This is a genomic window from Moritella sp. F3, from assembly GCF_015082335.1.
Lineage (GTDB): Bacteria > Pseudomonadota > Gammaproteobacteria > Enterobacterales > Moritellaceae > Moritella.
In genome coordinates this window covers 155,853-172,269 of record NZ_BLRL01000003.1, presented here as the reverse complement: position 1 = coordinate 172,269, position 16,417 = coordinate 155,853, and the positions used below count along the sequence as shown (strand labels likewise).

Annotated in this window: 13 protein-coding genes; 6 read left to right on the top strand and 7 right to left on the bottom strand. The window is 40.5% G+C overall.

Features of this window, described 5'->3' with window-relative positions; translation table 11 throughout:
- Window positions 1-55: 55 nt before the first annotated feature.
- Window positions 56-1,786, bottom strand: a complete 1,731-nt coding sequence (locus tag JFU56_RS07015) for a methyltransferase domain-containing protein (protein WP_198436582.1) — start codon at window positions 1,784-1,786, stop codon at window positions 56-58.
- Between the two features lie 105 nt (window positions 1,787-1,891).
- On the bottom strand, window positions 1,892-2,605 hold the full coding sequence (locus JFU56_RS07010; protein ID WP_198436581.1) for an HNH endonuclease: 714 nt from the start codon (window positions 2,603-2,605) through the stop codon (window positions 1,892-1,894).
- A 469-nt stretch (window positions 2,606-3,074) separates the two neighbouring features.
- On the opposite strand from JFU56_RS07010, the gene JFU56_RS07005 reads away from it, so the two are divergent.
- Window positions 3,075-3,407 carry a hypothetical protein gene (locus JFU56_RS07005; protein WP_242065897.1) on the top strand — a complete coding sequence of 111 codons (333 nt, stop codon included), beginning with the start codon at window positions 3,075-3,077 and terminating at the stop codon, window positions 3,405-3,407.
- A gap of 47 nt (window positions 3,408-3,454) precedes the next feature.
- Here JFU56_RS07005 and JFU56_RS07000 read toward each other — a convergent pair whose 3' ends face one another.
- The gene (locus JFU56_RS07000) at window positions 3,455-3,649 is read right to left on the bottom strand and encodes a YwbE family protein (RefSeq protein WP_101063155.1); all 195 of its coding nucleotides are present in this window, start codon (window positions 3,647-3,649) and stop codon (window positions 3,455-3,457) included.
- Window positions 3,650-3,913: 264 nt separating this feature from the next.
- On the opposite strand from JFU56_RS07000, the gene JFU56_RS06995 reads away from it, so the two are divergent.
- Both JFU56_RS06995 and JFU56_RS06990 read left to right on the top strand, forming a co-directional pair.
- Window positions 3,914-5,338, top strand: coding sequence for an alpha-amylase family protein (locus JFU56_RS06995; RefSeq protein ID WP_198436580.1), 1,425 nt, complete (start codon window positions 3,914-3,916; stop codon window positions 5,336-5,338).
- 285 nt (window positions 5,339-5,623) lie between these two features.
- The gene (locus tag JFU56_RS06990; RefSeq protein WP_198436579.1) at window positions 5,624-7,135 is read left to right on the top strand and encodes a methyl-accepting chemotaxis protein; all 1,512 of its coding nucleotides are present in this window, start codon (window positions 5,624-5,626) and stop codon (window positions 7,133-7,135) included.
- Window positions 7,136-7,195: 60 nt separating this feature from the next.
- Here JFU56_RS06990 and JFU56_RS06985 read toward each other — a convergent pair whose 3' ends face one another.
- Window positions 7,196-9,679, bottom strand: a complete 2,484-nt coding sequence (locus JFU56_RS06985; protein ID WP_198436578.1) for a cache domain-containing protein — start codon at window positions 9,677-9,679, stop codon at window positions 7,196-7,198.
- A 265-nt stretch (window positions 9,680-9,944) separates the two neighbouring features.
- On the opposite strand from JFU56_RS06985, the gene JFU56_RS06980 reads away from it, so the two are divergent.
- Window positions 9,945-10,439, top strand: a complete 495-nt coding sequence (locus JFU56_RS06980; protein ID WP_198436577.1) for a methylated-DNA--[protein]-cysteine S-methyltransferase — start codon at window positions 9,945-9,947, stop codon at window positions 10,437-10,439.
- Between the two features lie 135 nt (window positions 10,440-10,574).
- Here the strand turns inward: JFU56_RS06980 and JFU56_RS06975 are convergent, their stop codons facing one another.
- Window positions 10,575-11,429: an RNA polymerase sigma factor RpoD/SigA gene (locus JFU56_RS06975; protein WP_198436576.1), complete on the bottom strand. Its 855-nt coding sequence runs from the start codon at window positions 11,427-11,429 to the stop codon at window positions 10,575-10,577.
- A gap of 389 nt (window positions 11,430-11,818) precedes the next feature.
- Between JFU56_RS06975 and JFU56_RS06970 the strand changes: the two genes are divergently transcribed.
- Both JFU56_RS06970 and JFU56_RS06965 read left to right on the top strand, forming a co-directional pair.
- Complete coding sequence (locus JFU56_RS06970) at window positions 11,819-13,267, top strand: HD-GYP domain-containing protein (RefSeq protein WP_198436575.1); 1,449 nt, start codon at window positions 11,819-11,821, stop codon at window positions 13,265-13,267.
- 8 nt (window positions 13,268-13,275) lie between these two features.
- Window positions 13,276-14,328 (top strand): aldo/keto reductase, encoded by a 1,053-nt coding sequence (locus JFU56_RS06965; protein WP_198436574.1) that lies wholly within the window; start codon window positions 13,276-13,278, stop codon window positions 14,326-14,328.
- On the opposite strand, the gene JFU56_RS06960 is transcribed toward JFU56_RS06965, so the two are convergent.
- A complete protein-coding gene (locus tag JFU56_RS06960) occupies window positions 14,303-15,652 on the bottom strand; it encodes a HAMP domain-containing sensor histidine kinase (RefSeq protein WP_198436573.1) in 1,350 nt (449 codons plus the stop codon). The genes JFU56_RS06965 and JFU56_RS06960 overlap by 26 nt on opposite strands.
- A 9-nt stretch (window positions 15,653-15,661) precedes the next feature.
- Window positions 15,662-16,336: a response regulator transcription factor gene (locus JFU56_RS06955; RefSeq protein ID WP_198436572.1), complete on the bottom strand. Its 675-nt coding sequence runs from the start codon at window positions 16,334-16,336 to the stop codon at window positions 15,662-15,664.
- Window positions 16,337-16,417: the final 81 nt, after the last annotated feature.

Here is a 16,417-nt window from a genome sequence, read left to right as displayed (position 1 = left end):
ATTGGTAATTCCTTGAAAATAATGTCACATCGGATACTAAAATATATAAGGGTGATTAATTATCCCCCCACTCCCTCAATTGCTGCATTTCTTTCAGTCGCCCACGTTGTAATTCCAACGCTTCGAACAGATCATCAATTGAGGTGTTATTCGTCGTTAGCCCCGGCAAAGCTATATTAGCTTCAGCAAAGAAGCGAGTTGATTGCATAGCATCATCAGTCCAAGCGTGTTGCCACCAGTCTGTAATTCGTAAACGCGCGTCTTTAAGCTTTTTCGCGGTGGGTAAACTATCACTTTTCTGGCCATTCACTTTACTGTCACTTGGTAGCAAGTTCCACAGATCGTTATTCGGCCAACGTGCAAACGGCATGCAATGGTCTATTGCAAACTCTTGCTTTAAAATCTTGCCAGACCAAACACATTGCAGGCTTTGCGTTTGTCGTAATACGTCAAAACGCTTTCGACTCTCTTCTGTAGAGCGTTTGGCCTCTAACCAATCTAACGAGTTCACTATTGCAAGTTGCTGCTTAGGGCTTTGATTACCCTTATAACCTTTCATGGTTTTCATCCATTCACTAACTAGTACAGGTTCAATCCAACACGCATAACGTGCAAAGGCATTCCATACCGTTTCTGGCAGTGAGAACTCCCCCCATTGCAACAAGGACTCCATGTCTAAAAACAAGCTATCTTTAGCTCGTACTGTTTTGCTTTCAACTTCAAATACACAGACATCACTATTAGGTAAGGTTATATGTGTACATGGCATTTCTTTAATATTTTGAACCGCCTTCGTTAACGTACGGTGTAATGCTTTGGCATCATCGCCAACAAATAAATGACCGATACGATAATCAGTTGCAGAGCGATGCGTTAATTTATGCCAGCCATCAGGTCTCATAAATCCCATATTCGGACTTTTATTTGGGGTTTGGTATAAACCATGCTGGTCGATAAGTACTTTGTATTGATGACACCAATATAACGCCACCAACCCGACAGGTAATATCACTCGACTACCTTGCAAAGTATGCTCGCGACGAATAACTGCGCCAGGGTGTCCATCAGCAATCCGTAACAACACCCGCATTAATGCCAGTTTATGCGTCGCTGACTTACCATCGTTTAATGCTACATGACGAATGAAAGGGAACGCCCCCGAACCATCATCAGGTAGCTGTAATACTACGGTTTGCCAATGCACGGTATCACGACCAAGTTTATCGCTATCGTGTTCTGTTTTAAGCACAACAGACAAACCTACAGTCTTAGCCAATAACTCTAACTCTTCGGTACTGACATCATGCATTTTACGTTCGTCACCACTTGGGCCATGACGCAGAGAGATAACTAATTTCGCACCGGGTTTAAGGAGGTTGGCTAACTTACGAATTGCGCGAGGACGGTCAGTTTTAGGAATATGCATCCACACGGCACTGAGCAGAATGAGGTCGAAACTGACTTCTTGGCAACTCACTACATCCAGCGCAGGTAATGAATCTTCCACCCACTTTACATTCAAACCTTGAGTTTGTTGCTGGCCGATTTCGGCTAATAGCTTGGCGGGTTCAACAGCGACAATACTTATGTCTTTGGCTTCGCCTTGTTCTGCGAGGTATTTACTGTCACGCCCTGCCCCAGCACCTAAATCAAGAATTCGGGCGTTAGGTTTATTTAGAATTACAGGTAAGAATTCAGCCCATGCGGCATGCACTTCTTCAAAGGATTTGGATAAATATTGATCTGCTAACTGTTGGGCATTAGCGTCATAAAAGTTGGCGTGCATAGCTAATCTTAACCTCAGATTTGAATGCGTGGAGACTGAGGCAGATTAGCATAATTGGTATTCTAAATATATATAGGTAGTTAATTACAAATTAGTAAGTTACTACTATATGTAATTTTCATATACATTTTTACGATGGTAATCCAAATATGGCTGATGCTTGTCATTCATTAAAATCTTCATTTTTTCTGTTACACCAAACAATTCAAACTCACTAAAGTCACGTGAAATTAAAATTGAACCTGATGAGTCAAATGAAATACACCCCTTATCAAAAGCTTTATCTATATTCGGCAGTAATAAAAGCCCGTTATATAAATCGAGTCTTTCGTGATCATCTGAAATAGCCCATGGCTTTATATGCGATGCTACTAACAGTGGAATTTGCTTACAACCGGTTACAGAGCAGCCATTCCAATATTCAACCAGCTTAGTTCTATATTTCCCCTGCCCAATTCGACTAGTAATTAGAGTGCTTTTTTGTGTGTTTGTTAACACAAGCTCAGACAGAACTGAATTAACATCTTGCTCAAGGGAAAGCTTATAGTTGTTTCCATCTAAAAATTCTATATACAGGTCGAACGCTCTACTATACATATTATTTCCGCGTTTATTCAATGCGAACATATCATCAAAGCTAAAGTAAACATCTCTTAACGTCCTTGCAACCATAGATGATTCTATTGAATAAATATTAGAGTTAGGTACACCTTTCTTAGCTAGATGGTTAGATATAGTTTTAACTGTATTTGGATATCTAGATGTATTCCTAATTCTTGGATATTCTTGTATTATCCAAAGCTCAAATTTTTTAATCACACTGCACCCGCATTAAAATATGTAACTATGATGTCGAATTAATTTTATGGCACTTTGATAATGATATCAATATAGTTACATAGTTCTTAACAACATAATAGATAACTTAACCACTTGAATTGTAACTCTAAGATTCAAACCAAGACTGATTTTATGCTTATATAACATCCCTACTCTTCCATATAAACGTACCCCTAGGCTAAACTAACCCCAGCTAATCAAAGGACTTGATTAAACAAGATAAAAAGGAATTGAAATGAGTTAGATTTTACTGTGCAACAAGCCAATTAAAGCCGACGAACTTGCTGGCCAATGTGGTATCGACAGCAGCATGATTTTTGGCGCGCAACGCAATCAATGATAATAGTGGTGATTGGTACGATTCAATTATGGATTTACTGGGGGTAGAATGAATATATTCTCATAGCTATTAGCTTTTGTTTTTCTTTTTATCTTTCTGGCTTGCATATTGTATGTTGCTTTTGGTCAAATAACCGTACGCAAACTCAGAAAAAATCCAGCCACAAAAGATAAGCTAGGTTTTGAGTTTGTCAGTGGTTGGGACATAATTAAAGTAGCTCAGGCATTGTCATTACCACGCTTTATTACGGATAAATTAAAACAAAGTCCGTTATCAAGTTTATTTGCCGATGCAGAAGTATTATTTGAGTATACCAACCGCTTTGATCGTATATTAGCAAGAGCTTTTTATTGGTTGTTCACGGGTGCTGGACTCGCTTTAGCGCTAATGGCTCTGCTTGATACACTCGGTCTATTTGATTATATCGAACCCCTCACTTAATCAAATTCCCAACTTGTAGGGCTCTCAATACAGAGCCCTACATTGTATTAGTCTTTAATCACTTTAACTCTTCCTACATCACCACTTTCTAAACGTACTTTAATGCCGTGTGGATGATTCGGTGACTTCGTTAAAATGTCTTTGACGATACCGTCAGTTAAGTTGCCACTGCGCTGGTCTTGTTTCAGTACAATCGATACCGATGAACCTTTTTGAATGTCTGCTCTGTTCGTGCCGCTCATGTTTGTTTCCCTATAAAAATCAGTGTTGGATTATATTGGCTCTGAGTTTGCCTTATGGTTAGTATCCGGTCAACGCTATCGCCTGAATATCTTTAAAGTATAAATTCACTCGTACAATTAGTTATATCTAACACATACATAAACGATAAATAAAAAATCATGCACTACCGAAAGAGGTATGGATTCAATATTTGGCATTAATAAACATGAATAATAAAAATAAGCTTTATATTATTGAGCTACATATTCAATGAGTACATAACGATGAAATTAAATTTCAAATTTACATCAAATCCAATAATGAAGTTATTATTAGGCGCGATGTTTATATCTGGCACGATAACCAATGCGAGTGCAGATACTATTCTTCATGCTTTTAACTGGAAGTATAATGACGTCACCCTGCAAGCTAAAAATATAGCGCAAGCGGGTTATAAAAAAGTATTAGTATCACCACCATTAAAATCTTCTGGTAAAGAATGGTGGGCACGTTATCAACCACAAGATATTCGTTTAATTGATTCGCCTGTCGGTAATAAAGAAGATTTACAGGCATTAATACTCGCGCTTAAAAAAGAAGGTGTGGATGTATACGCCGACATCGTATTAAACCACATGGCGAATGAAAGCTGGAAAAGAGACGACCTAAATTATCCCGGCAGTGAATTGTTAACCCAATACAGTGCCAATAGTGAATATATAAAAAAACAAACCCTGTTTGGCGATCTGAGTAAGGGGTTATTTTCTAGTGCCGATTTTCATCCACCAGGCTGTATCACTAATTATGAAGAACCCGGTGACGTACAATACTGGAGACTGTGTGGTGGTGATAACGATAAAGGCTTACCCGACCTTGATCCCAGCGACTATGTTGTCCAGCAGCAACGTTCATACCTGCAAGCTTTAAAAAATATGGGCGTAAAAGGGTTTAGAATCGATGCAGTAAAACACATGAGTGACTATCAAGTGAGTCAAGTATTCACCCCAGAGATCACAGCCAATATGCACGTGTTTGGTGAAGTGATTACCAGCGGTGGTAAAGGTCAGTCAAACTACCATAAGTTTCTTGAACCTTATTTGAATAACACCAATCATGGCGCTTATGACTTTCCACTGTTTGCGTCGATAAGAGCCGCATTCTCTTATGATGGCAGTATGTCTTTACTCCATGATCCAGAAGCTTATGGTCAAGCATTGCCAAATAACCGCGCAATCACCTTTACCATTACCCATGATATTCCGACCAACGACGGCTTTCGTTATCAAATAATGGATCCTGTTAATGAGAAATTAGCTTATGCCTATATTTTAGGCAGAGACGGAGGTTCGCCGTTAATTTATAGCGATGCACTGCCAGATGCTGAAGATAAGGATAATGGTCGATGGGAAAATGTGTGGGATCGCGATGATATGGTAAAAATGATCAGCTTTCACAATGCAATGAAAGGTAAACAGATGACTACCTTGTACAGTGATAAGTGCATGCTCATTTTTCAACGTGAAAAGAATGGCCTCGTTGGCATCAATAAATGTGCTCAAGAGCGCTCTTATACCATAGACACATACAAGACTGAGTTTAATTGGAATGTAGCCTATAAAGACAAGTTGAGTAATCATACCGAAACCATTACATCGCGTTATCATAAACTGTCTATTCCAGCAAAGACCGCAAGAATGTTGGCGCTTTAACCTCGTCAAGTTACAAACAACGCGATTAGAAAGGCTAACCTAGCGCGTTGTTTACAACTGTGACTAACATTAAATACGCAGCACAACATCGGTTTTTTTCATGTTGTGCTCTACCTCGCTGCAGAAGAAACATACATCAACATGCTGCTAAAATGACTACGGCATATAAACAGCGTAAATAATAGCTACAACCACCACATTAATGCTAACTATCAGATGACTCTAATTAAGTTCAATGTTATTTTGATTTATTAATCGATGATTTATACATTAATAGGTAACTTGATGGCTAACAACTCCGTGCAATTCATTTCATTAGTAAACAGCAAAGGTGAATACACCTATGTCAACAATCAGTATTGTGACGCATTAGGTTATTCTGAAGATGGCTTATTAGGAAAAAAAAGCCGAGAGTTAGACTCGTCAACCATGCCTGCTGCCGTTATTGATGAAGTGAGAAAAACCTTAGCACAAGGTTTCTCATGGCAAGGTGTTATCTGTCAAACAACCCAAAGCGGTCAAGACGTATGGTTAGATACCTTTATTACACCCCAGTTTGAAGACGGTAAAATAGTCGGCCATCAAGAAGTCAGCACACCCGCGACACCACAAATGATTAACCGAGCAAGCACCGTCTACAAAAACCTGCAAGGCAAAGGCCTGTTGTTTGAATTTACCCGTAGCCAACGTTTTATCTTGTTAACCTTGGTCAGTGTTATCGCGCAAATATTTATCTATATCAACTTTGGCTTCGCGACCTCATTAATTGCCTTAGCTTCCGCGGTTACGCCAATGCTAATATTCTGGCAAGACATCATCCCGATGGCGCAAAAAGCCCAACGCATGCAGTCAACCTTTGACAGTGTCAGTCGTCAGGTGTATTTCGGTAAAGGCACAGCCAGCGTATTCGATTTCAATATGGGCATGCTAAAAACCAAAATCAAAGCCATTTTAGAACGCACATTAGACTCGACCAAACCCGTTCAGAAAGTCATTGATACTGTTTCTGTTGGTACAAATCAGATCCGTACGAATCTAGTGCACCAGCAGAAAGAACTAACCGAAGTCAGCACCGCTATGTCGCAAATGCTCACTTCAACAGACGAAATTGTCCGTAACAGTGTCGAAACCTCGGATGAAATCAACGCGACCTTTAATTTATGTGCCAAAGCGCAAAGTGGTATCAATACCACCACAGTTGAGATCAAACAGCTTGCGCGCGAAGTGGAACAGGCATCTACAGCTGCAGACAAATTAAATAGCGAAGCACAGAATGTAGGTAGCTTAATGACAGATATTCAAGCCATTGCCGATCAAACCAACCTACTGGCATTAAACGCGGCGATTGAAGCAGCGCGTGCTGGTGAACAAGGCCGTGGTTTCGCTGTGGTAGCAGATGAAGTACGTACATTATCATCGCGTACACAAGATACAGCCAAGCACATTCATACCAGCTTATCGACAATGTTAGAAACCATTAATGATTGGTTAGTGATGATGAAGAAAAACAAAAATAATGCGGATTTGTGTGTCGAGCAAGCTGAACAATCAGATCAAGCTATCGCGATCATCCACGAAAAAATGCAGCAACTCTCGCAACTGTCAATGCAGATTGCGACCGCCGCGGAAGAACAAAGTGTGGTATCAAACGAGATCAATAATCACGTGATGGACATTAAACAAGGTTCAGAGCTTAACTGGCAGCACACCGATACAGTCGTCACTCAAATGACGGAATTGAAGAGTGATATCAATGCCATTAGTAACCTAGCAAAAACTTTCATTCCAGCAAACTAAACCAATACCACGCATGTCTGCTGTTCAGTATTATGGTTGAACTGCAGACATGCGGTGAGCTTATGCTCCCGCTGATACCCTGTTAATATGCGCCACCAGCTCATTCAGACATAGCGGTTTAGCAAAAAAATAACCCTGCAATAAATCACAATTATAATGCCTTAGCTTCTCATACTGCGCTTGAGTTTCGACCCCTTCAGCAACCACCGTCATATTAAATGAATTACCGATAGCGATAATGGTTTTTACCAAGGCATCACTTTGCTCATTAGCTAAAAACTTGTTAATAAATGACCGATCAATTTTAATCTCACTAAAAGGCAGATCCCCTAAGTAACTCAGCGACGAAAAACCAGTACCAAAATCATCAAGAGACAAGCCAAAACCAAACTGTCTTAATTCATGAAATAAGGGTGATAAACCCAATACACTGTCAATGGCTGCGCTTTCTGTCAGCTCAAACGTCACTCTTGAACTATCTATCCCCGTCGCGTTAACAACCTGTTTTATACTCGTAAAGAATTCAGGTTCAATAACCTGTATCGGAGAGATATTAATAGATAACGCTAATGCGTCGTGACCATTCGGTGATATGGATAACATCTCCTCACAGGCAATCTTAATAATCGATAAACCCAGCGCATGGATAGCACCACATTTTTCGGCCGCCGTAATAAACTCAACAGGGCTCACCACACCAAAAACAGGGCTGTTCCAGCGACAAAGCGCTTCCACACTGACCACCTGTTTGTTGTTCACATTCACCTGAGGTTGATAGTTGACCTTAAATTCACCTCGTTCCAGCGCCTTATAAAGTTCCTCCTTCATCAGGTGCTGGCGTTTTAATTGGATATCAAATTCAGCTTCAAATAAACAGATCTTACCTTTACCCTGGCCCTTTGCTTTATAAAGCGCAATATCTGCTTTCCCAATCAAGACCTCGAGGGTTTGACCATCATCGGGAAAGACCGATACCCCAACACTACAGTTTGATTTAATTTCTCGTTCACTACAGCGCATTTTAGTGTCAAATATGGCGTTGATTTTAGCTATCTTGGCCGCTATTTCCACCTCCATATTTACCCCAGAAAAACAGAACAGGAACTCATCACCACCAAAACGGCAAACCATATCATCACTATCCAAAATAGTTTCAAACTGCCGACTGATCGCACAAAGTAACTCATCACCGACGGTATGCCCGTAGAGGTCATTTACATACTTAAAATTATCGATATCAACAAAAGCAATGGCGAGGTACTCGGCATTACCATCAGTCAATCGTTGCTGCACAAATGTATCTAGCGCAGTACGATTAGGCAGCCCCGTAAGCGGATCATGTAGCGTCATATGTCGCATCGCACCATTCGCATTTTTCAGTTTAATAAAACTGGTTTCTATCTTGGCTTCAAATTGAGAAAATCGGCGCGTCAGTCGTGATCTTAGATGCTGAGTGAAAAAACCGACAACAAGGATAAGTAGTAGACTAAAACCAATTAATGCAAATAGCTCCATACGGTTCTGCTGCACTATAATGTGTTCTTTTTGTTGCAGGTATTCTTCCATCGCAGTGACATATACCCCAGAGCCCATCACCCATTGCCAATCTGGATACCATTTAACATAGCTAATTTTATCCGGCCCCGTCATATGAGCAGGCTTGTATAGGCTGTCGTATGTTACATACCCGCCATTATTTTTTGCTGTATCAAACATGATATTAACTTGTTCTTCGGTCTGATAATCGCCATAAACTTGAGTAATTAATTCATTATTCTGATGAGCCAAAATGACGCCATTATCATCCAGTACAAATATATAACCATTACTGCCAAATCGAATTGTCGATATCCAGTGCAATAGGTCATTCTTTACTGTGGTTTCAAATTCCTCAACATATTCTCCACTGCCGATGACCCAGCCGTAAGGTTCAAAGTGTTTCACAAAACCAATTTTTTCTTGCTCATCAACTTTATTATCAGGTTTATAAAACCACCACTTAGCAAAACCCTCATGCTTGTTTTTAACCAGTGCAATGAACTCCCTGATAAAATAATTACCGCGACTATCTTTCATATCCCCTAGATAAGTTTTATCTTTGTCTGGGTGATGAGGCAACATGATATTATTGCCGTCCATATCATAGATAAAATAATAACCTCGACCGTTATTAAAGCGGATGCTTTTTAGCGCGGTCACAATTAATACCTGTACATCATCTGCGGATTTATCGTCATTATCAGTGTAAATAGCGTTCGCGATATCGTGTGCCTGATACACTTTTTCTTTAATATCCGCTTTTAATAAATTCTCCATGCGATCGCGTTCGTAACTGACCTGCTGGTAAATAGTATCAACTCTGTTTTTAATCTGCAGCTTTTGGCGCTCATTAAACTCAGCGCGTAAGCTACTAATATTTTCTTTGAGTTCGATTCTATTATTGATGAGCAGCAAGGTAATGATAATCAAAGTAAACACAGTGCTTAAAATAATTGGTATTAACTGAATAATTCTCAACAAATTCTTATTTAAACTGTTATCCATAAAGAGTCTACTTATTACTGTATGTTATAAAGGCCGGTCGCATGCTACATTTTAGACATAAGTAACATATGGTGTGGATAATTTCAATAACCTATCCATGGTAGCGATGATCTCAGAGGGCTTAGGCTGACAAGTACTATTTCTACCTAGTTCACGGAGATCTACAATCAAGTATAATTAATCAGATCTAGATAACAAAAAATATTGTAAGTTTCAATTAAACTTTAGTTATCTATGATTCTATTCTTTAAGTTGTAACGCCGTTATGTACTACGATAAATTCAGCATCTCTTATACCTCTGCCACTGGTGAGCAAGAATGTCACATCATTTTAGTGGGTGACGATACAGGCATTACCCAACTCATGATCGATAATGGCACGAAACCTATCCAAATTTCAGCACACTGGCAACATTCAAGTACCTATTTTAATGAGGCTAAGCAGCAATTACGTGAATATTTCACCAACAAACGACAGGTGTTTGAACTGAGATTAAATCCGCTAGGTACAGTATTTCAACGTCATGCTTGGCAGCAACTCATTAAGATGCCGTATGGGGAAACGCGGCGTTATAAAGACATAGCAGCAGGTCTGGGTAACCCGAATGCGTCACGTGCGGTTGGTATGGCGAATAACAAAAATCCAATCCCAATCATTATTCCTTGTCATCGTGTTATCGGCGCGAATAATAAGTTGGTAGGTTATGCGTATGGTTTGGAATTAAAGCAGCAATTATTGGCACTTGAGCAATCGCATTAAAGCTTGATAATAATCGTATTAAAAATTAATAATAGTCGTATTGACCGCTTGCCTTGATCATGTTCACCATTAGCAAGCGGTATCCTATCTACATCACTACATCACTACATCACTAGCATTAAAATCACTTCGCGATTAAGTAATGTAATCATGCTGCTGGACGCTGTTGACTAATAATTTTGGTTTTAGTCGTCTTAGGTTAGTACGGATTATCGTACGGGCTTTTTCACGAGATATTAATAAGCGTTCACCAATGCGTAATAAGCTCAGCGGTTCTTCATCTGTTAACCCAAATCGTAACTCAATTACATTACGTTCTAATGTTGGCAAAGTATCTAATAGCGCCAACAAATAATCACGTGTGTTACCAGTTTCTAGTTTAGCACAAGGCGTACTCGTTGTTTCGCCTTCGATAATATCACCAAGCGTCGTCACTGAATCGTGATCAGTCATCATGCCTTTATCTAAACTTAATTCATTAAAGTAATAAGACAATACGTCCATTACTTCTTCAATGTCGGTCTCTAATACCTTGGCAATAACGACTAAGTCATTATCACTACCAACATCAAGGCCGAGTTCTCTGGCTACTTTAGCGATACTTTTATGCATTTTTCCGACATGAATTGGGATACGAATAGTGCGCGAGTTATTCATAATGCTGCGCTCAATATTATTCTTTATCCACCAAATTGCATACGTTGAAAAACGATAACCTTTACTGGCATCAAACTTCTCTACGGCACGGATTAAACCCGTATTACCTTCTTGAATAATATCAACCAAAGGAATCGAACTATATTGATAACGCTTAGCCACACTGATGACTAAGCGTAAATTAGCTTCAATCATGCGGTTCTTCGCAAGTAGATCACCCTGACCAACTGCAACTGCAAGTTCGTACTCTTCTTCTTTCGTCAATAATTTACGACCCTTATTGACCTGTTGCATATAAACGTCTAATGCATTTGATTCATGAGATATATCCATTATCTTCCCTATCAATAATAATCACGTAGTCTTACAACACGATCTGGTGAATACCCAACTTGAAGTACTAGTAAAGTATTAGAGCACTCAACAGTACCAATAACTAGGTATTGATACTCATATGGCGGAGTAATGTGACAACATTTCACGTTTGTGTGCGTGAGTTCAAAAAATTGAAACGAAAAATGTCTGGTCGGAGCTATCACAATTACAACTCAACGAACCCATCAAGCCCTAAGGTATTGATTACAATGGTTATTAAGTAATTTATAAAGTTACCGCTAACTTATTTTATAATCCTGATATTTATAGAAAATAAGACGCATAGTATCTCAATATAAAATCCGTATACTGACTACTGTTTCAAGCTAAGGAATACACTTATAACCATGTTAACGCTCACAAAACAGCACGCTGCACAACATTACTTCTTCGCAGCCGTCATATTCAGTATCTATGGTGGACGTGTTTGTCCCTTTATTGAATCTATCTCAATTTGGCAGAGTAGCGCTTATGCTTTTATCGCATTCGCAGCCATGTTTATGGTGAGAACGAAACTGATCCCAGATGCTGGCGGGTTTAAGCATGTATTCCTCGAACTAAGTATTTTCATTGCTGGTGCACTCGCCCTTTCTGTTTGGTATAACGGTTATTATGACTTCCCAGTAGAAAGTAACTTAAAGGTACTGTTTGGCATAGGTTGTTTAGGCGCGCTTATTAGCCTCGATTTGGCGCTGCAAGCACAAGTAAAACATTACCCACACACCGAATACCCGCAGTTGCCAGAGAAGATGACCCACATGCGTCACTCTATCGCGAGCCAACTTGCCGCGTTAGTGGTGTTTATCGTGATTATGTTAACCACTATTTTAGCCATGATTATGGTGAAAGATGTACGTTGGTTAACCGACAATATCGGCAAAATAGAAGAACAGGCCGCATTAGTTAGCATCATCAAAGAATTTATTTTTGTCGCGGTGGTATTGATCATTTACACCTGTACGATCATGTACCACTGGTTGCAATTATTACGCCTGTTATTAGATAATCAACAACGCGTATTGATCGCAGCAGCAAACGGCGATCTCAGTGTTCGAGTGCCAGTATCAGACCAAGGTGAATTAGGCATTATTGCTTATTACACTAATGATATGCTCAATAAGCTTGCGCGCAGCAAGGACGAAGTCATACAAACCCGTGATGTCGCGATTGTTGGCTTATCAGCCTTAGCTGAAGCCCGTGATAATGAAACGGGTGGGCATATTTTACGCACCCAAGAATACGTACGCGCATTAGCAATTCAATTACAAAGCAACATTAAATACCGCGATTATTTAACCAATGAGACGGTTGATTTACTTTACAAATCTGCGCCGCTGCATGACATTGGTAAAGTGGGTATTCCCGATGCTATCTTGTTGAAACCCGGAAAATTGACTGATGACGAATTTACCATCATGAAAACGCACGCTATGATAGGGGCTGAATCTATTGCCGTGGCAGAAAAGCAGATGGGCTCCAACAGCTTCCTTGCTATCGCCCGAGAAATAGCGCTTAGCCACCATGAAAAATGGGATGGCAGCGGTTACCCTTATCAATTAAGTGGTGATGATATCCCGCTATCAGGACGCTTGATGGCACTGGCGGATGTCTATGACGCGCTGATTTCTAAACGGGTTTACAAACCTGCATTTAGCCACGATAAAGCCAAAGAAATTATCTTAGCGGGTAATGGCAGCCACTTTGATCCTGCGGTGGTTGAAGCATTCATTAATTGTGAACAAATGTTTGTTAGTATTGCCCTAACCTATAACGATGAAAAAGAACAAGCAGCATAAGGATGACAATGCAATTTTCAATACTGGGTAGTAGTGGTTTATCTGTATCTCGAGTCTGCTTAGGTAGCATGACGTGGGGTTTTCAGAATAGCCAGCAAGACGCCAATCAACAAATCGATTATGCTCTAGCGCAAGGCGTTAACTTTATCGATACCGCAGAAATGTATGCGGTGCCGCCGTCAGCCGATACTTATGGAAAAACCGAAACCATTATCGGTAATTGGTTAGCAGCAAACCCACAGCGTCGTAAAGACATTATCTTAGCGACTAAGATTGCCGGCCCAGGTTTACCTTGGGTACGCAATGGCGCGCCGATCACCGGTGATGCAGTTGTTGAAGCTGTTGACGCGTCGTTAAAGCGTCTACAAACCGACTATATTGACTTGTTTCAATTGCACTGGCCTAACCGCCCGAACCCGCATTTTGGCCGACATACGCCTAATGACATGCGTTTTAGTGATATTAATACCGCGGATCATACTGCGCAAATGTTGGATATATTAAAAGGATTACAACGTTGTGTTGATGCAGGTAAGATCCGTTTTTGTGGCTTATCTGATGACACCACTTGGGGCATTAATACCTACCTTAAACTCAGCGAGCAGCACAAGTTACCGCGCATGGTATCGATTCAAAACGAATTCAGTTTATTGCATGCTAAAGACTGGCCGTATTTAATTGAAAACTGCGTGCATGAAGATATCGCTTATTTGCCGTGGTCACCCCTTGCAACGGGAATGCTATCTGGCAAGTACTTGAACAATGCGCGCCCAGAAGGCAGCCGCTGGACATTCTCGCAACGTAATAAGCTATTTAGAGACACTGAAGCAGCTCAGCTAGCGACAGCTGAATATGCAGAGATTGCCCACCAGCATGGCATCACCCCAGCACAATTAGCATTAGCTTGGTGTGATCAGGTTGATGGTGTTACCTCGACCATTATCGGGGCGACGACAATGCCGCAACTACAAGAAAACATTAATGCTTTCGCCACACCGCTAACACCACAAGTATTAGACGATATTAGCGCCGTGTTTAAACGCTATCCTGCACCGTTTTAATGTCGTTCGGGGTAATAAAGTTAACCGTCACTTTATGCCCTGAACTATCAACTAACCGTTCGTGATACCAGTTAAAGCGAGCGGTCAGTTTATCTGTCAATTTAACCCCTAACCCAAAGCCCAAATCATTGCTGTTGGTATCAGTATTGCCAACGCTTTGCTCAACGACACCATTAATATTATCATTACTATCTACATCATCATTGACATTACGTACCACTACTTGTCCTTGGTGCTGATAAATAGTCACCACACCAGAGTCGGTATGCTGAAAGGCATTACGCACCAAGTTAGCTAATACAATACGACAGGCCGTTGCTGGTAATTCGACTTGCCACTCACTTGTATCAAGCTCAACAGTGACAGACTTACCACGTAATAAATAATTCAAATCTTCGGTTGTTTGTCTGATCAACTCATCTAACTTAACGCGCTCAAGAGTTAACGATAAAGACTCATCACGGCTTAACCACAACAACGTTTCCGTTAAATGTGTCATGGTAAAACCCGCGCGTTCGATACGCTCAACAACTTGTTGCTGTTTCACTGTCATTGGTGATTTCGTGTTGATTTTATTCAGCAGTTCCACATTAGTCCTGATCACTGCGATGGGGGTACGTAACTCATGACTGGCGTTACGCAAAAACTCATGTTCTCGATCTAGGCTATCCTGCACTGTATTAAGGCTGTTATGAATAATCTTAGCTAAGGTGTTTAATTCTTTGTATTTAAATTCAGGCGGTGCATGCAGCAAACTTTTTGCATTTAATGACTTAGCCCAATCCCGTAATGCTTCTACAGGCGAGGCAACACGGCGCATCACCACGATCAGCAGTAAGGCAAAAACGGCAATGCCACTTAAACCAAAAACCGGGATCCAAACGAATTGAGAACCTGGTCCATCAGATAATCGAGCATGTAAATCACCTTTATAGGATTTGTAGATATACAATAATTGCCCCTGTTTGGTCTTCATTACCATCACAAAATGCACTGCATTAGGCGGTGAAAACAACTCATCTTTAACGACATGTTTATTAAATTCAAACATCTTTGTCGGTGGAACAGCAAAGTTTTCACGGGCTTCTTTGGGTAAGTCTTGCCAGCGACTTGCGACATGAAAATCCAGTAACATCATCGGCTTACCATCCTGTACTTCTAGACCTTCGGTATCAGCGACTTCGACCATAGTGCCACGTAATACCGAATCCATACCTTCAACAAAATAGTTAACCGTCAGCGCAGAAAAAGTGATTGCCATACTCACGCCTAAGAACAACATCGCACCAAGAAAATATAACCGTAAACTGGGTCTTAACTTCATTATATAGCCCTATTCCGTCGACGTTCGTAACGCAAAGCCAATACCAGATATCGTCTGTAATAATGGCGCGGCATCACCTGCACCTAATTGCTTACGTAAATTAAAAATATGCACTTTTAAACTGTTGCTATCAGGTTGCTCATCACCCCAAACTGATTGCATCAATTTTTCACGGGAAACAGGGTTTGGACTGGCACGCATTAATGTTTCTAGGATCTTCCACGCGGTAGGAGATAGCTTTAATAACTGCTTAGCACGATAGGCTTGCTTTTGTTGTAGATCTAACTCTAAGTCAGCCAACGTTAGTCGTTTAACTTGACCACTGCGGCGACGGGCTAATACTTGCATACGCACGATCAACTCTTCCATCGCAAACGGCTTCACTAAATAATCATCAGCGCCAGAATCAAACCCCACTAATTTATCATCCAAGCTATCACGCGCAGTTAACATCAATACTGGCGTATCTATACCCTGCTCACGCATATTTTTACAGACTGTTAACCCGTCCATTTTAGGCAAATTTAAATCAAGGATAACCGCCTGGTAATCATTACTCATGAGCATATTTAAACCCGCGAGTCCATTCGCAGCATGGTCACATTGAATGTCTTCTAACTCTAAATAATCCACCACAGCAGTCGCTAAATCTAAATCATCTTCCACTAACAACAGGTTTAACATTTTTACTTACCTTTTCACGTTCAATTTAACTAACCCGCCATGGATGGACTCACGGCGAGTTGCTCGTTGTTGACTGACTCT